A 22,592-nucleotide genomic window follows, 5' to 3' on the forward strand; every position below is an offset into this window, starting at 1 on the left:
GCGTGATTACTTTTTGCCGCCCGGCAGGACGGAATTAAAGAAGCTGAACAGGGCGTCTCCGGCGATCAAACCCGCCGCCAGCACCTCGATTTTGTTACGCATCGGCTCGCCGCCAATGCGCAGCACCACCGCGCGGATGGCAATACCGATCATCACCGCCCAACCTGCCAGCGGGTTATTGATCAGCAACCCTGTAGCCAGCAGCACGCCCATCTGACGGCCGGGGCCGCCGATCAACTGGATAATGGCACCTGGAATGGCCCAAATGAGCAGCGATTTGGCGATATCAAACGACACGCCAGCGTTGATGGCGGCGACGTACACTTTTGCCACCGGCGGCACCAGCCCCTGCGAGAAGTAGTCGCGGAAAATAAACAGCACCACCGGCATGGCGACGACAAAGGCCAGCATGGCGGCCAGCAGTTGCTGGCGGCGGCCCTCCAGCTCAAAACGGGTATGTTCGCCTTTACCGCGCAGGATCCATCCGGCCTTAAGGTCGTAGCCCATATCAGCAAACGCCGGGCCGGTGGCGGCGGAGAAACCGCACAGCATCGCCAGCGCTTGTGGCGGAAAGCCAATCAAAATACCGATCAGCAAAGTGATCAGCGCCACGGCAAAGGCCGGGAACCAGCCGGAGTGCATGGCGGCAAGGCCCACAATCATTTCATGCAGAAAGGCGGCGAAAGCGGCGTAGACCATAAATGCCACCAGCCACGGCAGGGAGAGATGGGCATACAGACCGCTACCAAGCGCAATCAGCACTGAAATCGCCATAAAGCCGAGCGCGCCTAAGCGGATGGTTTTGCCGATCTGCTCATTTTGCGCCTGCGGCAGCGCGTCCTCGGCGGTATGCATCGCTGCTTTCTGGCCGTTGCTCTGGCGGATCAGGCGGATAATCTGGAACAACGCCACCACGCCCGCACCCGCCATCACGCCGTGCGGGATGTAGAGTTTGTTGATATCAATGCCGAACAGCGGCCCGGAATAACCGCGCAGCAGGAAGCCAACGCCAAGCATGCCCAGCGCCCAGATATTGCCGATAAACGCCGTACCCAGCGCCGCCATCGGGAATTTGAACCACGAGCCAACAGCGCCGATCACCATGCCGGTGCCGAGCAGCGCCGCCTGTTTGCCGCCCTGATCGCCCGCTTTAATCGACTCTGCCGCCGCAATTCCCGGCGGCCAGGCACCTTCGGCCGGGAAGATGCGCGTATTAAACAGGCGATAGAGCAGCCAGCCATCCAGCAACATCGCCAGCGCCACGCCGATAAACATCGGCATCACCATTTCGTTATGACCAAACAGCCACGGAATAGAAATGGGCAGCAGCAGCGAGTTCGCCGCGCCAAAAGTGGCCGCCGACGTCGCGCTTTGCGCCAGGTTTTGAATATGGATGGAGCGGAAACGGGCGAAGCACTGGAGTGGAATGCGGGCGATAATCATCGCTGCCATCGCGCCGATGATTGCCGTATTCGGCGTTACCCCCAGCGTGGTTAGCAGTTGCACGCCAATCACGGCGCCGAAGATGCTGAGCACCAGCAGCAACAGCAATGTGGCCGGGGCAAAAGCGCGCGGATGGCTCTCGCTCTGTTCCGGCAGCGTTTCGGATGAGACAGTCTGACTCACGGTTATTCTCCTGGTATTGGCAAAAAAGGAAAAATCAAAGCGAGCTGGTCACCAGCGTGTCGCCGGTTTTTCCGGCGATGGTGAGGGCAGCTTCTTTCAGTAATGTCGCGATCCGTTGCAACTCTTCAGGGGTAGCAAGGTGTTGAGGGAAGGAGAGGCAGAACGCCACGGCTTCGTGAGTGGCCGGGTCGCCTACTGCGCAACTGACGGAAGCCGTGTCGGCAACCGATTCATTAACGGCCGTTGCGTAACCGGCATCGCGGGTACGGGCCACGGCAGCAACCAGCATGCTGACGTCTTGCTGTGTACCGCTAAGTTGCGATACCACCAGCGGGCTGGCAAAAAAATCATGAAGTTGTGTATCGGAAAGACGCGCCAGCAGCGCGCGGCCGGTCGAGGTTCCCCATGCCGGCGAGCGGGAACCCGGCCAGGTCACAACCGGTAGCGCCTGACGGCCGTGGATCACCCGCAGCACAAGGATTTCCTGGTTATCGAGCATCGAGATATAGCCGGTGTATCCCGTGCGTTCGCACAGGTTGCGCAGCGCCGCATCAACGTGATCGCTCAGAGTGATTTGGCGGCTGACGAGATGCGAAGCCGACATAATCAACGGGCCAGGCAGAAAGGTGCCCTGGCTTTCGTCCTTTTCCAGATAGCCCCAGAACTCAAGCTGGCTCATCACGCGTGAGGCGGTACTTTTGGGCATACCGAGGTGGGTAATGACATCGCTCACGCGGATGCCGCTTTGCAGATCCACCATCAGTTTCAGGATGTTGGCTGTCGTTTCTAAAATGGACATGGTGCGGTCTCATAAAATGGGACTTAAGTTTCATTAAATGGAACTGCAAGAAGAGTGCCAGCGTGTAAGCAACTGAATTTAGAGACAACGTGTAAAACCGATCAAAATTCACGCACCAAATCAACGATCAAAAAAGGTGCATTAATGGCGACATTTCACGCAAACAGTGCAATAAAGCGGCAGGTAACGACGGCGGGCTTGTATCAAAAAAGAATGGCTTAGCTTTTTTTCGTATAACGTTATTCGTATATATTTGTTTTCGCACACGACGCAAAGAATATAATTCGCACTAATCCAGCCCTCAAATAATTAAGCCGGGCTAATAAAATATTCCGCCAGCAATTTCTGGCAAGATGCTCCGTCCGGAAGGTGTGCAGTGCCAACATGGTTACCCTTAGCGATTGATTCTTTCTGGCCGATGCTTTCCGCAGGGCTGAAATTCACCATTCCCTTAACGCTGATCTCTTTTATTCTTGGGCTGTCGCTCGGGTTTGTGGTTGCGCTTTTGCGCCTGTACGGCCCGGCTTTTTTAAAGCCGGTGGTGCGGTTTTACGTCTGGCTGATTCGCGGTACGCCGCTGCTGGTGCAGCTATTTTTGATTTTCTACGCGTTGCCGAGCGCCGGGATCACCATTGATGCCTTCCCTGCGGCGGTGATTGGCTTTACCGTCAATATTGGCGCGTATACTTCCGAAGTGATCAGGGCAACGCTGCTGGCCGTGCCGAAAGGGCAATGGGAAGCCGCCCACTCCATCAGCATGACCTGGGCGCAGTCGCTGCGGCGTATTATTCTGCCGCAGGCCGCGCGCATCGCCGTGCCGCCGCTCTCTAACACCTTTATTTCACTGGTAAAAGATACTTCGCTGGCGTCGGTGATCACCGTGCCGGAGATGTTTCTTGCCGCGCAGCAAATTGCGGCGGTGACCTATGAACCGCTGATTCTGTACAGCGAAGCGGCAATTATTTATCTGTTCTTCAGTTCTGTGTTATCGCATTTGCAAGAGAAGCTGGAGCGGAAATTAGCGGGTACGACAGTAAAAGGCCAGGTCAATGATAACGCTCTCCAGCATTGAAAAAAGTTTCGACGGCAACCGGGTGCTGAAGGACATCAATTTAACGATTGAAGAAGGCACGGTAACCACGCTGATTGGCCCTTCAGGCAGCGGGAAAAGCACCTTATTGCGCTGCATTAATTTGCTGGAAATTCCCCAGTCCGGGGAGCTGACCATCGGCAAAGAGCGCATCACATTCGCGCCGGACGCGCGGATCAAAGGCCAGGATATTCGCCGCATCAGCCGCCAGACCGGCATGGTGTTTCAGAACTTCGCGCTGTTTCCGCATATGACCGCCCTCGGCAACATTACAGAAGGGCTGGTTACGGTGCATAAATGGGATCGCGAACGCGCTCGCCGCCGTGGTGAAGAGTTGCTGGATAAAGTCGGCATGCTGCACAAACGCGATGCTCTGCCGAATACGCTCTCTGGCGGCCAGCAGCAGCGCGTGGCGATTGCCCGTGCACTGGCGCCGTCACCGGCGGTTCTGCTGTGCGATGAACCGACTTCCGCACTCGATCCTGAACTCTCCGGCGAAGTGGTCGCCGTGCTGCGCCAGTTGGCGCTGGAAGGCACCACGATGATCATGGCGACCCATGATTTGCGTCTGGCAGCGAATATCGCCAGCCAGGTGGTATTTCTGGAAGCCGGGGAAATTGTTGAGTCCGGCTCCGCTAACGATTTGTTTTTACATGCGAAGAAACCCCGTACCGCGGAGTTTATCGCCTCTTTAAGCACAGCGCTCCCGGAAGCCGGGGCGAGTTAATTAAAACAACATAGGGTAATGCAGATGAAAGCACTCGCAACATTAGTCGTAGCCGGGATTATGCAGCTTGGTTTTGCCCACGCAGCGCTGGCGCAGGATGATTTGGCAAAAATTCAGTCCGCTGGCGTACTGAAAATCGGTACTGAAGGTACCTATCCACCGTTCACTTTCCACAATGCTTCCGGCACGCTGGAAGGTTTTGACGTAGAAATTGGCCGTGAAATCGCCAAACGCCTGAAAGTGAACCCGCAGTTCGTTGAAGGTAAATGGGACGGCCTGATCGCCGGTATCGACGCGAACCGTTATGACGTGGTGATCAACCAGGTGGGTATTACGCCGGAACGCGAGAAGAAATTCGACTTTTCCGAGCCGTACATTGCCTCTAAAGCAGTACTGATCATCAATGATAAAAATAGCAGCATTAAAAGTTTTGCCGATCTGAAAGGCAAAAAGTCAGCCCATTCATTGACCAGTAACTACGCCCAGATCGCGCGTAAATACGGCGCGGAAATTGTGCCGACCGACGGCTTTAACCAGTCTATCGATCTGGTGGTGCAGGGCCGTGCTGATGCTACCATCAACGACAACCTGTCGTTCCTCGACTTCAAAAAACATAAACCGTCTGCGCCGGTGAAAATCATCGCCACAGAAGAGAATGCCGAGAAATCCGGCGTGCTGCTGCGCAAAAACAACCCGCAACTGAAAGCGGCGATTGATAAAGCGCTGGAAGAGATCAAGGCCGACGGCACTTACGAACGTATTTCCCAGAAATACTTCGGTGCGGACGTGTCGAAGTAATTTTTTAACTCCGCTGTAAAAGAGAACCGTAAGCCCGGATCGGGTTTACGGTTTTTTTATCATCACATGGCTGTAAAATGCGCCAGCTACGCTTTCTGCGAAACGTTTCTTCAACGGGCCGGAAACGTCACCAGAGGCATCCTGTTTATCGATGTCGGAGATTTATGATGCCGTACAAGCTCTATACAGCCGTGTTGCTTCTCGCTGCCTCAACGTTCTCTGCTACAGCAGCTTCAGCGCCTTCGATTGGCAATTTGATCAATGAACGGTTGTCCTGGATGAAAGATGTTGCTGGCTATAAAGCGCAGCATCACCAGGCGATTGAAGATCTACAGCAAGAGGAAAAGGTGCTGGAGAGTACCCTTGCTGATGCTGATTCGCTGGGATTAAAAGGCGAGAGCGTAAGGCCATTTATTCAGGCGCAGATGGACGCCGCCAAGGCGATTCAGTATCGCTATCGCGCCGACTGGCTGGCCGCGCCGGAAACGGGCTGGCAGCCTCGCCCGCTTCAGGATGTGCGCACACAAATCGGCCAACTTAGCCATCGTATTCTGCAAAGTGTGGCGGCACGATTAAAGTCCGGGCAACCTCTGACGGAACAGGACCGGAAGGCATTTATGCAGGTTGTGCAGCAAAAGAATTTACACGAGCAGGATAAGCAAAGGATCTGGGAAACAATGAAAGGGATTTCGTTGAAAGATTAAGTAAAAAGCCCTGCCGAAGCAGGGCTTTTTCGTTCTGATTAACGCGCGCTGAAAAGCGAAATCAGAACGGGATGTCGTCGTCAAAATCCATCGGCGGTTCGTTAGACGGTGCCGGAGCGGAAGACTGCTGCGGGCGAGACTGCGCGCCGCCGCTGAACTGGTTGCCGCCCTGCGGCTGCTGAGGCTGGCCCCAACCGCCCTGCTGCTGGCCGCCGCCTGCCGGTGCACCGCCGCCCTGACGGCCGCCCAGCATCTGCATGGTGCCGCCCACGTTTACCACCACTTCCGTGGTGTATTTTTCCTGACCGGACTGATCGGTCCATTTGCGGGTACGCAGCTGGCCTTCGATATAAACCTGAGAGCCTTTACGCAGATACTCACCGGCCACTTCCGCCAGCTTGCCGAACAGCACAACGCGGTGCCATTCTGTCTGCTCTTTCATTTCGCCGGTCTGCTTGTCACGCCAGGATTCGGAAGTAGCCAGCGTAATGTTGGCAACTGCGCCACCACTCGGCATATAGCGTACTTCCGGGTCCTGGCCCAGATTACCGACGAGAATCACCTTGTTTACGCCTCTGCTGGCCATGTTCGAGTCTCCTGATACGTTAATACGTTTCTTAGTAGTGTAAACGCGCGAGTGTACCATTTCCATGTAGCAGTTTGATAGCTGCGAAGCATGTTCCGGAGATATCGCACTCATGGCACATTGTTGCACATCTCATCATGAGATGCATTCCAATACTGTATATTCAAACAGGTTAAATTGTGTCATAATTAGCCGTTTGTGATCGCCGGTTGTCCTTCAAACACACCGGGCAAAACGTTCCTCCGGGTAAAAGGTGAATGGATTGGATAAGATAGAAGTACGGGGCGCCCGCACCCATAATCTCAAAAACATCAACCTCGTCATCCCGCGCGACAAACTGATTGTCGTCACCGGGCTGTCGGGTTCTGGTAAGTCCTCACTGGCTTTCGACACGCTTTACGCCGAAGGACAGCGCCGCTACGTTGAATCGCTTTCCGCCTATGCCCGTCAGTTTTTATCGCTGATGGAAAAACCGGACGTTGACCATATTGAAGGTCTGTCGCCGGCGATCTCGATTGAGCAGAAATCAACCTCGCACAACCCGCGTTCCACCGTCGGGACCATTACCGAGATCCACGACTATTTGCGTCTGCTCTACGCCCGTGTTGGCGAGCCGCGCTGTCCGGATCACGATGTGCCGCTGGCGGCGCAAACCGTCAGCCAGATGGTGGATAACGTGCTGTCGCAGCCGGAAGGCAAGCGCCTGATGCTGCTGGCACCGGTGATTAAAGAGCGTAAAGGCGAGCACACCAAAACGCTGGAAAACCTGGCAAGCCAGGGCTATATCCGCGCGCGTATCGACGGCGAAGTGTGCGACCTTTCCGATCCGCCAACGCTGGAACTGCAAAAGAAACACACCATTGAAGTGGTAATTGACCGCTTTAAAGTACGCAGCGATCTGGCGCAGCGCCTGGCGGAATCGTTTGAAACCGCGCTGGAACTCTCCGGCGGCACCGCTGTGGTCGCCGATATGGACGATGCCAGCGCGGAAGAGCTCCTGTTCTCCGCCAACTTTGCCTGCCCGATTTGCGGCTACAGCATGCGTGAACTGGAGCCGCGCCTGTTCTCGTTCAATAACCCGGCGGGCGCATGCCCGACCTGCGACGGCCTCGGCGTACAGCAATATTTTGACCCGGACCGCGTGATCCAGAACCCGGAACTGTCGCTGGCTGGCGGCGCGATCCGCGGCTGGGATCGCCGTAATTTCTACTATTTCCAGATGCTGAAATCGCTGGCGGATCACTACAAATTCGATGTGGAAGCGCCGTGGGAAAGCCTGAATGACAGCGTGCGAAAAGTGGTGCTGTTCGGTTCCGGTAAAGAGTCAATTGAATTCAAATATATGAACGATCGCGGCGACACCTCCGTGCGTCGTCATCCGTTCGAAGGCGTGCTGCATAATATGGAGCGCCGCTACAAAGAGACGGAATCCAGCGCGGTGCGCGAAGAGTTGGCGAAATTTATCAGCAACCGCCCCTGCGCCTCCTGTGAAGGAACGCGTCTGCGTCGCGAAGCGCGTCATGTGTTCGTTGAAAATACGCCGCTGCCGACCATCTCCGACATGAGCATCGGCCATGCGATGGACTTCTTCAATAACCTGAAACTTTCCGGTCAGCGGGCGAAGATTGCCGAAAAAGTGCTGAAAGAGATTGGCGATCGCCTGAAGTTTCTCGTTAACGTCGGCCTGAACTACCTGACGCTTTCCCGCTCGGCGGAAACCCTCTCCGGCGGCGAAGCGCAGCGTATTCGTCTGGCGAGCCAGATTGGCGCCGGCCTGGTGGGCGTCATGTACGTGCTGGATGAGCCGTCCATCGGTCTGCACCAGCGCGACAACGAGCGCCTGCTCGGTACGCTGATCCACCTGCGTAATCTGGGGAACACGGTGATTGTCGTCGAACACGACGAAGATGCCATCCGCGCGGCCGACCACGTGATTGATATCGGTCCTGGCGCGGGCGTGCATGGCGGCCAGGTCGTCGCGGAAGGGACGCTCAAAGATATTATGGCGGTGCCGGAATCATTGACCGGCCAGTACATGAGCGGCAAACGTAAAATTGAGCTGCCGAAACAGCGCGTGAACGCCGATCCGGAAAAAATGCTCAAGCTGACCGGCGCACGTGGCAACAACCTGAAAAATGTCACCCTGACGCTGCCGGTGGGTCTGTTCACCTGTATCACCGGCGTTTCCGGTTCCGGGAAATCGACGCTGATCAACGATACGCTGTTTCCGATCGCCCAGCGCCAGCTCAACGGCGCCACCATCGCGGAACCTGCGCCGTACCGCGATATTCAGGGGCTGGAACATTTCGACAAAGTGATCGACATCGACCAGAGCCCGATTGGCCGTACGCCGCGCTCCAACCCGGCAACCTATACGGGCGTCTTTACACCAGTGCGCGAACTGTTCGCCGGGGTGCCGGAATCACGCTCGCGCGGCTACACGCCAGGGCGCTTCAGCTTTAACGTGCGCGGTGGCCGCTGCGAAGCCTGTCAGGGCGACGGCGTTATCAAAGTGGAGATGCACTTCCTGCCGGATATTTATGTGCCGTGCGATCAGTGCAAAGGCAAACGCTATAACCGCGAAACGCTGGAGATCAAATACAAAGGCAAAACCATCCATGAAGTGCTGGATATGACCATCGAAGAAGCTCGTGAATTCTTTGATGCCGTTCCGGCGCTGGCGCGTAAGTTACAAACGCTGATGGATGTCGGGCTGACCTATATTCGTCTGGGACAGTCGGCCACCACGCTCTCCGGCGGCGAGGCGCAGCGCGTGAAACTGGCGCGCGAGTTGTCGAAACGCGGCACCGGGCAAACGCTCTATATCCTCGATGAACCGACGACCGGTCTGCACTTTGCCGATATCCAGCAGTTGCTGGACGTGCTGCATCAGTTGCGCGATCAGGGTAATACCATCGTGGTGATTGAGCACAACCTGGACGTGATTAAAACGGCGGACTGGATTGTCGATCTCGGCCCGGAAGGGGGCAGCGGCGGCGGTGAAATCCTCGTTGCCGGTACGCCGGAAACCGTCGCCGAATGCGAAGCCTCGCACACGGCGCGATTCCTTAAACCGATGCTGAAATAGCGGCTACGAGCGGGTTGATCCTTCATAAAGCTGGTGCCGGATATTTTCCGGTACCAGCTCCATCGCCTGCTGATACGAAGCGTCCACCAGATAGTAAATCTGCGAATCAGGCAGCGAACCGTCGAGATATACCGAGCTCCAGTGCGCTTTATTCAGATGGCGGCTTGGGCGCACATCTTCATGCTGCTGACGCAGCAGTTCCGCCAGTTCCGGGCTGGTTTTCAACGACACCACCGGGCGACCGTCCACCTCTTTCACCATCGCAAACAGCACATCTGAGACCTTGATTTGCGTGGCTTTCCAGTCGCTGTGCACACTTTGTTCCGCACCAGGCCTGGACATGCAATACTGCAGCAACTCCGAAATTGTCATCTTTATTCCCCTTGTAGTGTCGCGATAATCGTGCGCGACCCGCCGTGGATACGATGCTCTCCCAGCCAGATCCCCTGCCACGTTCCTAACTGCACGCGCCCATTCCTGACCGGCAGCAGCAGTGAAACACCCAATGTTGAGGATTTGATATGCGAGGGCATATCATCCGGCCCCTCGTAGTCGTGCTTATAGGGTGCATTGTCCGGCACTGCGTGTAAAAAGTGGCGCTCCATATCGTCGCGCACCGTGGGATCACAATTTTCATTCAGGGTAAGGGAAGCTGACGTGTGCATCAGCAACAGATGCAACAAACCCACCTGCACGCGGGGAAGTTCGCGAATTTGCTCCAGCACTTCATCAGTGACCAGGTGAAACCCGCGCGATTTCGCGCCGAGCGTAAGCGTCTGTTGATACCACATCGACTGTTCCTTCTGCAAAGAGGCCGTTTTTAAGTGTGCTGCAAATCGGCAAAAGGGCAAATCCGGCGCTTAAAACTCTGAATCGACGATCACCTCTTCCCCCATAGCACCTGCTTGCGGCAATGGCTTATAGGTGGAATTCGCGGCACGCAGAATGCGGATTGGCCGGGCTTCGCTCGCACGCGCGGCGGCGATATCGCTGTCCGAGTCGCCGTAGAAAATGCGGATGTGCTTCTCCTTCAGCCACTGAATTTTGGTGTTCTGCCCTGGTTGATCACCGGCAAAAATCACCGGATTCATGTTCGCGGCCGGGATCAGAAAATCCTCCTGCAACGTTTTCGTCACGGTTTCCGTTTTTGTCTGGCTGCGGCCGGTAATGAAAAAGATGCTGTCGCCGCGTTTCACATGCATGGCGATTAACTGACGCGCCACCTCTTTGGGAATGCTGAATGCATCCCAGCCGTTATTCATTTTTTCCCAGAACGCCGGGTTGTGCAGATAATCATCGCTCTCCGGGGACCAGGTTTTCTTGCCGCGCCAGAAACCGGGGCTGGAGAAGAGTACCGTATCGTCGATATCAAACCCGACCGTCATTGGCGGGCGCTCCACCAAAGAGCTTTCAATTTGCGCCACAGAAACCCAGTGAACCGGTGCCTGCTCGGCCAGTTTGATGATGTTGGTGCCATCCGCAACCGGAGAAGGTGCGGAGGCGTAAACCGCAAGGCTACCTGAAGCCAGCCATAAACAGGCGGCGCCGAAAAGGCGAGTGATCGTTCGCATCTTTATCCCTAAATTATCAGTTCGTTATATTCATAAATAGTGCGAATGGTCGAAATGTTATCCGACCTTAACCCTGGCGGCAGATGAAACAAAGGATTTTCTGCGAATTACGCGGATAATGAGAGAAAACGTGGGGATAATGACCTTCTGCCCGTGGGCAGAAGGCCAGGGAAACTAAAAAGTGAGCGGGTGCTTACATTACTGCGGCGAATGCTTGTGCCACGCGTTGCACGTTGCGGCTGTTCAGACCGGCAACACACATGCGACCGCTGGCGATCAGGTAAACGCCAAACTCCTCGCGCAGACGATCGACCTGCGCCGCGCTCAGTCCGGTGTAGCTGAACATCCCGCGCTGCTTAAGCAGGTAGTCGAAATCCCCGCCCGGCACGGCTTCACTCAGCACCTGTACCAGTTGCTGGCGCATCGCCTGAATGCGCGTGCGCATTGTTTCCACTTCCTTCAGCCAGAGCGCCCGTAACGTCGCGTCACCGAGCACGGTCGCCACCAGTTGCGCACCAAAATTTGGCGGGCTGGAGTAGTTACGACGGACGGTGGCTTTCAGTTGTCCCAGCACGCGACCTGCGGCTTCGCTATCTTCACACACCACGGAAAGGCCGCCGACACGCTCGCCATACAGGGAGAAAATTTTGGAGAACGAGTTGCTGACCAACGCAGGCATCCCGGCGCTGGCAATCGCGCGGATAGCGTAAGCGTCTTCTTCCATACCTGCGCCAAAGCCCTGGTAAGCGATGTCGAGGAACGGGATCAAATTGCGCGCTTTCAGCACGCCGACCACCTCGTCCCACTGGGCGTTAGTCAGATCCGCGCCGGTCGGGTTATGGCAGCACGGATGCAGTAACACAATGCTCTGTTCCGGCAGGGTATTCAGTTTTTCCACCAGCGCCGGGAAACGTACGCCGTTGGTCTCATCGTCATACCAGGGGTAAGTGCTTACTTCGAATCCAGCGCCTTCAAAAATGGCGATGTGGTTTTCCCAGGTCGGATCGCTGACCCAGACGCCGGAGTTGGGGAAGTAGCGTTTCAGGAAATCCGCGCCGACTTTCAGTGCGCCGGAACCGCCCAGCGTCTGGATAGTTGCCACGCGGTTTTGCGCCAGCACCGGGTGATCGGCGCCAAACAGCAGCGGCGCAATGGAGTGACGATAGCTGTTCAGCCCTTCCATCGGCAGATAGAGCGATGCGCCGTGCGGTTGCGCATTCAGGCGCGTTTCGGCTTCAGCCACCGCTTGCAGGCGCGGAATGATGCCATCTTCGTTGTAATACAACCCGATGCTGAGGTTAATTTTGTCGCTTCTGGGATCTTCTTTAAAACGCTCCATGAGGGAGAGAATCGGGTCGCCAGCGTAGGCGTCAACTTTTTGAAACACGCGTGTATTCTCCAGGTTTACAGTCGGCCAGACCCACACAATAAACCGGAAGCCGGGGAAGATCGAGAGGGGTAGCGCTTTCCCGTGCAGGAAAGCGCAAAACGTTTAGTCGAGGTACTTCAGTGACGCCCTGGCGGTCAGGCGCGTTATAAGTTCGTAAGCACTCACTTTGGTGATGGCAGCGATACGTTCGACGGGCAAACCTTCGCCCCACAGCACCACGCTATCACCGACGCGCTCACGCGCATCCGGGCCGAGATCGATACAAATCATGTCCATTGCCACGCGGCCAACGATCGGCACTTCGCGTCCGTTGACCAGCACGGGCGTGCCGGAAGGCGCAGCGCGCGGATAACCGTCACCATATCCCATCGCCACCACACCTAAGCAGGTGTCGCGCGCGCTTTCCCAGGTACCGCCGTAACCGACCGCGTCTCCTGATTTGTGGTCGCGCACGGCAATCAGCGTGGAAGTCAGCGTCATCACCGGCTGAAAGCCGAAATCCGCTCCCCACGGTCTGTTCTCCAGCGGCGAAACACCATAGAGAATGATGCCGGGGCGCACGGCATCAAAGTGCGACTGCGGCCACAGCAAAGTGCCGCCAGAAGCGGCAATCGAACGCAGGCCCGGTTTACCTTCGGTAAAGGTGGTAAAAATATCCAACTGGCGTTCCGTTACGCCGCACTCCGGTTCATCGGCGCGGGCAAAGTGGCTGGCGAAGTTCACCGGCTGGCGGACGTTTTTGCAGCCGGAGAGACGCGCGTAAAACGCCTCAGCTTCATGAGGATGCACGCCAAGACGATGCATGCCAGTATCCAGTTTCATCCACACCGTGACCGGCGCAGGCAGCGTGGCCGTTTCCAGCGCCTCCAGTTGCCAGGGGCTATGGATCACCGTTTCGAGTTGCTGTTCTGCCAGCACGGGCAAATCGCTGGCGGCGAAAAAACCTTCCAGCAACAGGATCGGTTGTGTGATTCCCCCTGCGCGCAGTTGCAGGGCTTCTTCGAGACGGGCAACGCCAAAAGCGTCGGCATCGGGGAGCGTTCGCGCGGTCTCTACGAGACCGTGTCCATAGGCGTTCGCTTTCACGACTGCAACCAGTCGGCTGGCGGGAGCCAGCTCGCGCAGACGTTGCAGATTGTGTCGCAGAGCGCGGCGGTTAACTACTACGGTTGCCGCTTGCATGTTTTTCCTCAAAAAACAATTTTCTGAATCATTCGTGTTGCAGGAAGGCGACGAGCCCGGGAATCCCCAGGCCTTAGTAAACCTGGTGCCCGGGGTGGGCGGGCGCCGTCAACGCTCCTGCGGCGCGAAGGATGACGAAAATTTATTCATCGTCGTATTGTGGCCCGGCATAATTATCAAAACGTGACCACTGCCCGTTAAAGGTCAGACGTACCGTACCGATCGGCCCGTTACGCTGCTTACCAATAATGATTTCTGCAATGCCTTTTAAATCGCTGTTTTCGTGATAAACCTCGTCACGATAGATAAACATGATTAAGTCGGCGTCCTGCTCGATAGAACCGGATTCACGCAGGTCGGAGTTGACCGGGCGTTTATCGGCGCGCTGTTCCAGAGAGCGGTTAAGCTGCGACAGCGCCACCACCGGCACGTGCAACTCTTTCGCCAGCGCTTTCAGCGAGCGGGAGATTTCGGCGATCTCCAGCGTACGGTTGTCGGAAAGCGACGGCACGCGCATCAACTGAAGGTAGTCGATCATAATCAGGCCTATCCCGCCGTGCTCGCGGGCAATACGCCGCGCGCGTGAACGCACTTCCGTCGGTGTCAGGCCGGAAGAGTCATCAATGTAGATATTGCGTTTTTCCAGCAGGATCCCCATGGTGCCGGAGATGCGCGCCCAGTCTTCATCGTCAAGCTGGCCGGTACGGATGCGCGTCTGATCCACGCGCGACAGCGACGCCAGAGAACGCATCATAATCTGTTCTGATGGCATCTCCAGACTGAAGATAAGAACCGGTTTATCCTGCAACATCGCCGCATTTTCGACGAGATTCATGGCAAATGTTGTTTTACCCATCGATGGACGGGCGGCAACAATAATCAGATCCGACGGCTGCAAACCGGCCGTCTTTTTATTGAGATCTTCATAGCCAGTGTTTACGCCCGTGACGCCATCATGCGGCTGCTGGAAAAGCTGCTCGATGCGCGAAACGGTTGCCTCAAGCACATCGGCGATATTTTTTGGGCCTTCGTCTTTATTGGCGCGGCTTTCGGCAATCTTAAATACCCGCGATTCTGCCAGGTCGAGCAGATCTTCGCTGGTGCGCCCCTGCGGATCGAAACCGGCGTTAGCGATTTCATTGGCTACCGCGATCATCTCGCGAACGACAGCACGTTCACGCACGATATCGGCATAAGCGCTGATGTTCGCCGCACTTGGAGTATTTTTCGATAGCTCAGCCAGATAGGCAAAGCCCCCGACAATATCCAGCTGCCCTTGCAGTTCCAGCGATTCCGCCAGAGTGATCAGGTCGATAGGTTTCCCCATCTCCTGCAAGCGATGCATCTCGGTAAAAATATGGCGGTGCGGACGGGTATAAAAGTCTTCGGCTACGACGCGCTCGGCGACGTCGTCCCAGCGCTCATTATCCAGCATTAAACCGCCCAACACCGACTGCTCCGCTTCGATGGAATGTGGAGGCACTTTCATCCCCTCGACCTGTCTGTCAGGGGTTTCAGTCTGTTTGTTGAAGGGTTTATTTCCTGCCATAGTGAATGGAGCTATCCGGGTTATGAATGGTTCGAAAGATTATCACATCAGGAGGAAGCATGGCGACACGAATAGAATTTCACAAGCATGGCGGCCCCGACGTGCTCAGCGCGGTGGAATTTACCCCCGCAGCTCCGGCGGAAAACGAGGTGCAGGTGGAAAATAAAGCCATTGGCATCAACTACATCGACACCTACATTCGCAGCGGCTTATACCCGCCTCCCGCGTTGCCAAGCGGGCTGGGCACCGAAGCCGCAGGTGTGGTGAGTAAAGTCGGCAGTAATGTCACGCATATTAAGGTCGGCGATCGCGTGGTGTATGCGCAATCCGGGCTCGGCGCGTACAGTTCGGTGCATAACGTTCTGGCAGACAAAGTGGCCGTCCTGCCAAACGCCATCTCCTTTGAACAAGCCGCCGCCTCGTTCCTGAAGGGGCTAACGGTGTTCTACCTGCTGCGCAAAACCTATGACATCAAACCCAATGAGATCTTTTTATTCCACGCAGCGGCGGGCGGTGTCGGGCTGATTGCCTGTCAGTGGGCGAAAGCGCTGGGCGCGAAGCTTATCGGCACCGTAGGTTCGGCGCAAAAAGCGCAGCGTGCACTGCAAGCCGGCGCCTGGCAGGTGATCAACTACAGCGAAGAGAATGTGGTTGAACGTGTTAAAGCGCTGACCGACGGGAAAAGGGTCAGTGTGGTATATGACTCGGTGGGTAAAGATACCTGGGAAATTTCCCTCGACTGCCTGCATCGTCGTGGGTTGATGGTCAGCTTCGGCAACTCCTCCGGGCCGGTCACCGGCGTGAACCTGGGTATTCTCAACCAGAAGGGCTCCCTTTATGCTACCCGCCCTTCCCTGAACGGCTACATCACCACCCGCGAAGAGCTACAGGAAGCCAGCAATGAGCTGTTCTCGCTGATCGCCAGCGGGGTGATTAAAGTGGATGTGGCCGACAACCAGAAGTTCGCGCTGAAAGATGCGCAACGGGCGCATGAAGCGCTGGAGAGCCGGGCCACGCAAGGCTCAAGCCTGCTGATCCCGTGAGGTAAGACTCAGAAAGAATTAGGGCTTCCCGCAGGAAGCCCTTTCTTTTTTTAGTTCGGCTGCATTGTAGGGTACAGCGCGATGAATTCGTTAACGCCGCGATAGTGACAGATTTAATATCTAAATCCTATTCGGTTCTAAGCAATGCTGCTGGAAATGTCTCAGGGTTGTGACGAACCACTCAATACTTTAGTAACGCCAGCGGTTATTGCGTTGATAACGTGGAACCTTCGGCTCTTTGATGGTACGAATCACCCAGACTACCGCCACAGCCAGCAGCAGCCAGGGCAACAGCTTGATCATCAAAGCAAAAAGGCCGCCCAAAAACATGACTGCGGTGGCAACCAGCAGCGCGGCGATAATGCCGAGCAGCGAAACGCCGGTCACCAGCAACATGACAAAAAAGCCAATAATAAACAGTAGTTCCAGCATGATCTTCTCCTGGGAATCACTAATACCTTTTGCATTACAAGAAGCATGCCAAAAATAATCTTTTGATTTTACAATAAAAAAACCCTGCAACGCTGTGCAGGGCTTAGTGAATTTGACCATCTTTTAGTGAAATTTTAACGCTTCGACGCTACCAGGTTTAGCGCGTGCTCCACTACCGCGATATCAGCGCCCGCTTTGTGCGCATTTTCACTCAGATAACGGCGCCACTGACGCGCGCCCGGCACCCCCTGGAATAATCCGAGCATATGACGCGTGATATGACCAAGATAAGCGCCCTGGCTCAATTCGCGTTCAATGTAGGGATACATTGCGCGAACCACGGCGACAGGATCGGCATCCACAACATCAGCACCGTAAATCTCCCGATCGACAGCGGCCAGAATTCCCGGATTCTGATAGGCTTCGCGCCCGACCATAACCCCATCCATATGCTGCAAATGGGCTTTGGCTTCTTCCAGCGATTTTATGCCGCCATTGATCGCCATCTTCAGGTGCGGGAAATCGCGTTTAAGTTGATAGACGCGCGGGTAATCCAGCGGCGGGATCTCGCGGTTCTCTTTTGGACTCAGGCCAGAGAGCCAGGCTTTACGGGCATGAATGGTGAAGCTTTCACACTCGCCTTTACCGGCTACAGTACCAATAAAATCGCAGAGGAATTCGTAGCTATCCTGATCGTCGATGCCAATACGGGTTTTTACCGTCACCGGAATAGAAACCACGTCGCGCATCGCTTTCACGCAGTCCGCCACCAGTTGCGCTTCGCCCATCAGGCAGGCACCAAAACGCCCGTTCTGCACGCGATCTGACGGACAACCAACGTTAAGGTTGATCTCATCGTAACCGCGCACTTGCGCAAGCTTCGCACAGTGCGCAAGCTGCGCCGGATCGCTGCCGCCCAGTTGCAACGCCACCGGGTGTTCTTCCTCGCTGTATGCCAGATAGTCACCTTTGCCATGAATAATGGCACCCGTGGTCACCATTTCGGTGTAAAGCAGTGTCTGGCGCGACAGCAAGCGCAGGAAGTAACGACAATGCCTGTCCGTCCAGTCGAGCATCGGTGCGACGCTGAACCGCCCATACCAGTGATTGTCAGAATTTACAGGCATTACGCTGGCTTGGCTGCCGTTAGTCATTTCAGAATTACCGTGCTTTGATTTTCAAAAAAAGAGGGGGCACTCACCGCTATTCCGCCGGTGAGCAAAAACAATAAATCAATGAGGTTTCCAATTGTATCACAATAATTGTGAAACGCCTGAAAAGACCTCCCTTCACTTGTTGATGCGGGGCTCCCTACCTATATTTTTTTACGCAAACGGAGTCCCACCCAGCAGCAGTGAACTCCTATCCACCGAAACAGGGAGTAATTATGCCTACACCATATGTTCGTCTCGATACAACTGATGCAGCCGTTTTGTTAGTCGATCATCAGGCGGGTTTGTTATCGCTGGTAAGAGATATCGATCCTGATAAATTCAAAAACAATGTCCTGGCACTGGGCGATCTGGCCAAATTTTTCAAGTTGCCAACTATTTTAACGACAAGCTTTGAAACCGGACCGAATGGCCCGCTGGTTCCAGAACTGAAAGAGCTATTCCCGGATGCGCCCTATATTGCCCGACCGGGTAATATCAATGCCTGGGATAACGAAGATTTTGTTAATGCCGTCAAAGCAACAGGGAAAAAGCAGCTGATTATTGCCGGAGTGGTGACAGAAGTCTGCGTTGCTTTCCCGGCGTTATCCGCGATTGAAGCAGGGTATGAAGTGTTTGTTATTACCGACGCTTCAGGAACATTCAATGAAATTACTCGTTATGCTGCATGGGATCGGATGACCCAGGCAGGCGTACAGCTGATGACATGGTTCGGCGCAGCTTGCGAATTACAACGTGACTGGCGCAATGATATGGAAGGTCTGGCAACATTGCTCTCCAACCATATTCCTGATTACCGTAACCTGATGACCAGCTATAACAAACTCACCGGCCAATAAGTGCCGATAAAACCGGAGGCGCAAAGCCTCCGGTTACTCATCAGAAAGTCACGCTAAGTTGCGCCCCGGCCCCCCAGGTTTCATCTTCGCCAACCAGGCCCATCAAATCGATATGTACGCGGTTAAATGGCGCAAATCCAACACCGCCGGTAAAGACATTTTTATCATCCCCTTTCACATCCGCGCGGTAACCCGCACGCACGGCCAGCCAGCTCAGCGGACGCACTTCCGCACCCACGCCAACATACTGGGAATTTTTCTCGCTCTTAAAGCCTTTAGTCTCGGTTAAATCACCGTCGGCGCTCAGCGTCAGCAGATCGTTATGCCATGCCGCCCCCGCCGTCACGACCGGGCTAATCTGGTAAGTATCTTTGTAGCTCACCACATCGCCCGTTCTGCCGTTGCGGATACGAATGTCTTTGGTATCAATGTCACGGGAGATCAAGTTTGTACCGGTCAAACCGACTGTCACGTTCTCGCCGAAATCCGCAGCCAGGCCGACATCCACGTTGAAGCCGGTATCGTCGGTACGGTAGCGGCTGCTGTTCCAGTCGCTACTTTTGTAGTCATAAATCGAGGCTGTGTAGTTGTAAACCCAGGTTTTCTGTAATTTTGGCGTCACGCCAACGGATAACGGTACGCCACCGACATCAAACTGGCGGGCCATCGCAATGCCGTAATCCGAGACGATAGCCGCACGGCCTGAAGCGGTTGAGTTGAGGTTTTTGGTGATTTCGTCGCTGCCATCCGGTGATACCACCGCCTTTAGCGCTTCACCGGCGGCGACGGCGGTGCTGTTCTCAATACTACGCAGGTAGTCAATATCCTGCTGATCGATTGCCGACGTGACACGCGCATGGGCGTAAGCTTTCGTCACAAACGCCACGGAAAGGACATCGTTGGGAATGCTTACCGCGATACCGGCGGCGGCTTTGGCCTGCGCTGTTTTCCCTCTCAGAAACTCCAGCTCATTCGCCAAATCGCCTGCGGCGCCCTGAAATTGCCTTACCGTACCGAGCGGATTAGCAATAATTTCCGCAGCGGTGAGGTTATCGACAACATCTTTGTAGCCATCGATTTTGTCATTGATGTTGTCGATCTCGTCGCGCAGATTATCTTTGTCGCTAATTTGCGCCTGTACGCTCGGCAGGATGACGGTAATATCATCATCGGGTTTTGCTTTTGCTAACAGTGCCGGGTTAATTAATGGCCCGCTGCCATAGTTCGCAGATGCAACGCCCGTTCCCCCCATTGCATCATTACGTGCTTCTGCCCAGGTATTGGCTGCCCCTGCCTGATTTGACACAAAAAAGGAGACAGCGATCGCGACCAGCGAAAGTTTACGTTTTTTTTCCACAGTATGCGTCTCGTAGCCAGATGAGTTTTAAGCCTGTAAGTATTCGCACAAACAGGAATGCACTATTGCTGTGAATAACGTAAGAAAAAGAAGCTAAATTGCCGGAATACCCGTAAGTACCCGGATATTATTGTTTTAAGTGACGCTTATCACTATTTATAGATGAAGGAATCCATTTCGGGAAGCGATCCAGTGAAATGGAGATTACTGGCCACGATCTCGGCGTTTTCGGCAGGACATGGTAAAGTGTATGGCTTGTATTTCCCCACCCGGAGAGCGCCTATGGATAAGACCACTTCGCAAGAGATGTTAGCGCAGGCTGAAAAGCTGTGCGTGCAGCGCAATGTGCGCCTGACTCCTCAGCGTCTTGAAGTGTTGAGATTACTCAGCCTGCAACAAAGCGCCATCAGCGCGTACGATCTGCTCGATCTGCTGCGTGAAAGCGAACCGCAGGCCAAGCCGCCGACGGTGTACCGCGCTCTTGATTTCCTGCTGGAACAAGGGTTCGTACATAAAGTCGAATCAACAAACAGCTACGTGTTATGCCATCTTTTTGACCAGCCGACGCACACGTCCGCAATGTTTATTTGCGATCGCTGCGGTTCGGTAAAGGAAGAGCAGGCGGAAGGCGTGGAAGATATTATGCATGCGCTGGCGGCAAAGATGGGCTTTGCTCTGCGGCATAATGTGATTGAAGCTCACGGCTTATGTGCAGACTGTGTCGAAGTGGAGTCCTGCCGTCATCACGACCATTGCCACCATGACCACACCGTTCAGGTGAAGAAAAAGCCACGTTAATCTTTGTTTGAACGAAACGGTAAATAAAACAGCTGGAGGGGTGGTACATCCTTGTACCTTCGGGCAGAGTAGCCTGTAGAGGGTTAGCACATTGAGGGGATGTGCAGGCTACCAGCGGTAGTCGTTACGCGTTTCCCAATCTGTAACTTCTTTCTCCGCCTGATCTTTGGCATAACCGTAACGTTCCTGGATTTTACCCACCAACTGGTCACGTTTACCTTCGATGATGGTCATATCATCATCGGTCAGTTTGCCCCATTTTTCTTTAACAGTGCCTTTGAACTGTTTCCAGTTACCGCCGACTTCGTCTTTATTCATCGTTGACTCCTTATCGTTCGGTTAAATAGGTAATCGTTCTGCTGAACGTACTGATTATTGTAGTTAAGGATTCCGGCAATCGATTTTTATTCGGAATCTTTAACCACCACGATAGTTAAAAACAGCATAAGCGAGACGAGGAAACCGGCAAAAAGCCTGGCAGTATCAGGAAGGATTCGCGTCGGAAAACCAGCTGCCGTTACGCCAGTGGCGACGCCACAGCCAGGCAAGCGTAAGCCCGCGCAGGGCGAGAAAGACGGTCAGCGCCAGCCATAAACCGTGATTGCCCAGCACCGGGACCGTCAGCAGCGTGACAGCGAACCCGGCAGCGGCAATCGCCATACTGTTACGCATCTCCGCAGCGCGCGTGGCACCGACAAACATGCCATCCAGCAAGTAGCACCACACGCCCACCAGCGGCAGAATTACCTGCCAGAACAGGTAATGCCCGGCGAGCGTCTGCAGAGCAGGAAGTGAAGTCAGCAAGGCAATAATGTTGTCGCCTGCCAGCGCATAAATCGCCGCAAAGAACAGCGCCACCAGCCCGGCCTGGCGGCACGCAGCTCGCCAGACTTCCATCAATTGGCTGCCATCGCGCGCACCGTAGGCTTGCCCGGAATGCGCTTCGACCGCATAGGCAAAACCATCCAGCGCGTACGCGGTAAAGGTGAGAAACATCATTAGCACCGCGTTCGCCGCGACCGTCTCGCCGCCAAGACGCGCGCCCAGTACGGTGATTGAGCCAAAGCAGAGCTGCAAAAGCAGTGAGCGCAGCATGATATCGCGGTTAAGCGCTAATAAGCGCCGCATACCGCCGCGCCAGGCATTTTTAAGCACAGACAGGGGGACGCCGCGCATCACCAACACGCGGTGCACCATCAGCAGGCCGATGGCGAACGTCGCATACTCAGCCACAACGGTGGCGAGCGCGGCTCCCTGCACATTCATGTGCAGACCCATCACCAGCCACAGGTCGAGCACAATGTTGAGAAGATTCCCCACCACCAGCAGGATCACCGGAGCACGGGCATACTGCACGCCCAGCAACCAGCCGAGCAACACCAGATTTCCCAACGACGCTGGCGCACTCAGCCAGCGAATATTGAGAAAGCGCCGCGCTTGTTCCAGTACAGCTTCGCTCCCGCCGGTGATGTGCAGCGCCAGATCGATGAGCGGCGTACGCAGCAGCATAATTAACATACCTGCCAACAACGCCAGTAACAGCGGTTGTACCAGCGCGCGCGCCAGCGCAGGTGCGTTTTTTGCGCCAAACGCCTGTGCCGTAAGACCGGTTGTGCTCATCCGCAAAAACAGCAGCAGCATAAACAAAAAGCTGGTTGCCGTTGCGCCGATCGCCACCCCACCGAGGTAAACAGGGCTATCCAGGTGCCCGACCACGGCGGTATCCACCAGCCCCAGTAACGGAACAGTGATATTGGAGAAGATCATGGGCAGCGCAAGCCGCCACAGTGCTCTGTCAGATGCGTTCAGCAACGGCATGGCAATGTCGAATCAACGGGGAA

General features: G+C 55.2%; 22 protein-coding genes. 8 read left to right on the plus strand and 14 right to left on the minus strand.

The features are described from left to right. Window positions 1-6: 6 nt before the first annotated feature. Together AWR26_RS23930 and AWR26_RS23935 are read right to left on the minus strand one after the other, a co-directional pair. Window positions 7-1,599, minus strand: coding sequence for an OPT/YSL family transporter (locus tag AWR26_RS23930; RefSeq protein ID WP_064569103.1), 1,593 nt, complete (start codon window positions 1,597-1,599; stop codon window positions 7-9). Between the two features lie 61 nt (window positions 1,600-1,660). After that, on the minus strand, window positions 1,661-2,425 hold the full coding sequence (locus AWR26_RS23935) for an IclR family transcriptional regulator (protein WP_064568800.1): 765 nt from the start codon (window positions 2,423-2,425) through the stop codon (window positions 1,661-1,663). 376 nt (window positions 2,426-2,801) lie between these two features. On the opposite strand from AWR26_RS23935, the gene AWR26_RS23940 reads away from it, so the two are divergent. From AWR26_RS23940 to AWR26_RS23955, 4 genes are all read left to right on the plus strand, one after another. Then, window positions 2,802-3,497 carry an amino acid ABC transporter permease gene (locus AWR26_RS23940; RefSeq protein WP_007372446.1) on the plus strand — a complete coding sequence of 232 codons (696 nt, stop codon included), beginning with the start codon at window positions 2,802-2,804 and terminating at the stop codon, window positions 3,495-3,497. Next, window positions 3,475-4,242 carry an amino acid ABC transporter ATP-binding protein gene (locus AWR26_RS23945; protein WP_064568801.1) on the plus strand — a complete coding sequence of 256 codons (768 nt, stop codon included), beginning with the start codon at window positions 3,475-3,477 and terminating at the stop codon, window positions 4,240-4,242. Before AWR26_RS23940 ends, AWR26_RS23945 begins: the two co-directional genes overlap by 23 nt. 24 nt (window positions 4,243-4,266) lie before the next feature. After that, window positions 4,267-5,040, plus strand: a complete 774-nt coding sequence (locus tag AWR26_RS23950; RefSeq protein WP_064569104.1) for an amino acid ABC transporter substrate-binding protein — start codon at window positions 4,267-4,269, stop codon at window positions 5,038-5,040. 167 nt (window positions 5,041-5,207) lie between these two features. Next, window positions 5,208-5,744: a chorismate mutase gene (locus AWR26_RS23955; RefSeq protein ID WP_064569105.1), complete on the plus strand. Its 537-nt coding sequence runs from the start codon at window positions 5,208-5,210 to the stop codon at window positions 5,742-5,744. 61 nt (window positions 5,745-5,805) lie between these two features. Here the strand turns inward: AWR26_RS23955 and ssb1 are convergent, their stop codons facing one another. Beyond that, on the minus strand, window positions 5,806-6,330 hold the full coding sequence (gene ssb1 / locus AWR26_RS23960; protein ID WP_043955685.1) for a single-stranded DNA-binding protein SSB1: 525 nt from the start codon (window positions 6,328-6,330) through the stop codon (window positions 5,806-5,808). A gap of 262 nt (window positions 6,331-6,592) precedes the next feature. Between ssb1 and uvrA the strand changes: the two genes are divergently transcribed. Further along, window positions 6,593-9,418 (plus strand): excinuclease ABC subunit UvrA, encoded by a 2,826-nt coding sequence (gene uvrA, locus AWR26_RS23965; RefSeq protein WP_064568802.1) that lies wholly within the window; start codon window positions 6,593-6,595, stop codon window positions 9,416-9,418. Window positions 9,419-9,421: 3 nt separating this feature from the next. Here the strand turns inward: uvrA and AWR26_RS23970 are convergent, their stop codons facing one another. The 6 genes from AWR26_RS23970 to dnaB all read right to left on the minus strand — a co-directional run bounded on the left by AWR26_RS23970 (window position 9,422) and on the right by dnaB (window position 15,110). Continuing rightward, window positions 9,422-9,790, minus strand: a complete 369-nt coding sequence (locus tag AWR26_RS23970; protein WP_064568803.1) for an MmcQ/YjbR family DNA-binding protein — start codon at window positions 9,788-9,790, stop codon at window positions 9,422-9,424. A gap of 2 nt (window positions 9,791-9,792) precedes the next feature. Then, window positions 9,793-10,209, minus strand: a complete 417-nt coding sequence (locus AWR26_RS23975) for a secondary thiamine-phosphate synthase enzyme YjbQ (RefSeq protein ID WP_064568804.1) — start codon at window positions 10,207-10,209, stop codon at window positions 9,793-9,795. Between the two features lie 69 nt (window positions 10,210-10,278). After that, entirely contained in the window at window positions 10,279-10,989 is a 711-nt protein-coding gene (aphA, locus tag AWR26_RS23980; RefSeq protein ID WP_064568805.1) for an acid phosphatase AphA, read from the minus strand. A gap of 193 nt (window positions 10,990-11,182) precedes the next feature. Then, on the minus strand, window positions 11,183-12,376 hold the full coding sequence (tyrB, locus tag AWR26_RS23985; RefSeq protein ID WP_064568806.1) for an aromatic amino acid transaminase: 1,194 nt from the start codon (window positions 12,374-12,376) through the stop codon (window positions 11,183-11,185). A gap of 105 nt (window positions 12,377-12,481) precedes the next feature. Continuing rightward, window positions 12,482-13,561, minus strand: coding sequence for an alanine racemase (gene alr, locus AWR26_RS23990; protein ID WP_064568807.1), 1,080 nt, complete (start codon window positions 13,559-13,561; stop codon window positions 12,482-12,484). A 142-nt stretch (window positions 13,562-13,703) separates the two neighbouring features. Beyond that, entirely contained in the window at window positions 13,704-15,110 is a 1,407-nt protein-coding gene (gene dnaB, locus AWR26_RS23995) for a replicative DNA helicase (RefSeq protein ID WP_043955694.1), read from the minus strand. Between the two features lie 59 nt (window positions 15,111-15,169). Between dnaB and AWR26_RS24000 the strand changes: the two genes are divergently transcribed. Continuing rightward, on the plus strand, window positions 15,170-16,153 hold the full coding sequence (locus AWR26_RS24000; RefSeq protein ID WP_064568808.1) for a quinone oxidoreductase: 984 nt from the start codon (window positions 15,170-15,172) through the stop codon (window positions 16,151-16,153). Window positions 16,154-16,342: 189 nt separating this feature from the next. Here the strand turns inward: AWR26_RS24000 and pspG are convergent, their stop codons facing one another. Continuing rightward, a complete protein-coding gene (gene pspG, locus AWR26_RS24005) occupies window positions 16,343-16,585 on the minus strand; it encodes an envelope stress response protein PspG (RefSeq protein WP_043955698.1) in 243 nt (80 codons plus the stop codon). Window positions 16,586-16,719: 134 nt separating this feature from the next. Next, the gene (dusA, locus tag AWR26_RS24010; RefSeq protein ID WP_064568809.1) at window positions 16,720-17,739 is read right to left on the minus strand and encodes a tRNA dihydrouridine(20/20a) synthase DusA; all 1,020 of its coding nucleotides are present in this window, start codon (window positions 17,737-17,739) and stop codon (window positions 16,720-16,722) included. A gap of 233 nt (window positions 17,740-17,972) precedes the next feature. On the opposite strand from dusA, the gene ycaC reads away from it, so the two are divergent. Then, window positions 17,973-18,596 carry an isochorismate family cysteine hydrolase YcaC gene (gene ycaC, locus AWR26_RS24015; protein WP_043955702.1) on the plus strand — a complete coding sequence of 208 codons (624 nt, stop codon included), beginning with the start codon at window positions 17,973-17,975 and terminating at the stop codon, window positions 18,594-18,596. Window positions 18,597-18,636: 40 nt separating this feature from the next. On the opposite strand, the gene traF is transcribed toward ycaC, so the two are convergent. Continuing rightward, window positions 18,637-19,953 (minus strand): conjugal transfer protein TraF, encoded by a 1,317-nt coding sequence (traF, locus tag AWR26_RS24020; RefSeq protein WP_064568810.1) that lies wholly within the window; start codon window positions 19,951-19,953, stop codon window positions 18,637-18,639. Between the two features lie 282 nt (window positions 19,954-20,235). On the opposite strand from traF, the gene zur reads away from it, so the two are divergent. Then, window positions 20,236-20,751, plus strand: coding sequence for a zinc uptake transcriptional repressor Zur (gene zur / locus AWR26_RS24025; RefSeq protein WP_007372428.1), 516 nt, complete (start codon window positions 20,236-20,238; stop codon window positions 20,749-20,751). 108 nt (window positions 20,752-20,859) lie between these two features. Here zur and AWR26_RS24030 read toward each other — a convergent pair whose 3' ends face one another. Then, window positions 20,860-21,069, minus strand: a complete 210-nt coding sequence (locus AWR26_RS24030; RefSeq protein ID WP_007372427.1) for a CsbD family protein — start codon at window positions 21,067-21,069, stop codon at window positions 20,860-20,862. Window positions 21,070-21,234: 165 nt separating this feature from the next. Continuing rightward, window positions 21,235-22,569, minus strand: coding sequence for an MATE family efflux transporter DinF (gene dinF / locus AWR26_RS24035; RefSeq protein ID WP_064568811.1), 1,335 nt, complete (start codon window positions 22,567-22,569; stop codon window positions 21,235-21,237). Window positions 22,570-22,592 lie beyond the last annotated feature (23 nt).

This window comes from Kosakonia oryzae, assembly GCF_001658025.2.
Lineage (GTDB): Bacteria > Pseudomonadota > Gammaproteobacteria > Enterobacterales > Enterobacteriaceae > Kosakonia > Kosakonia oryzae.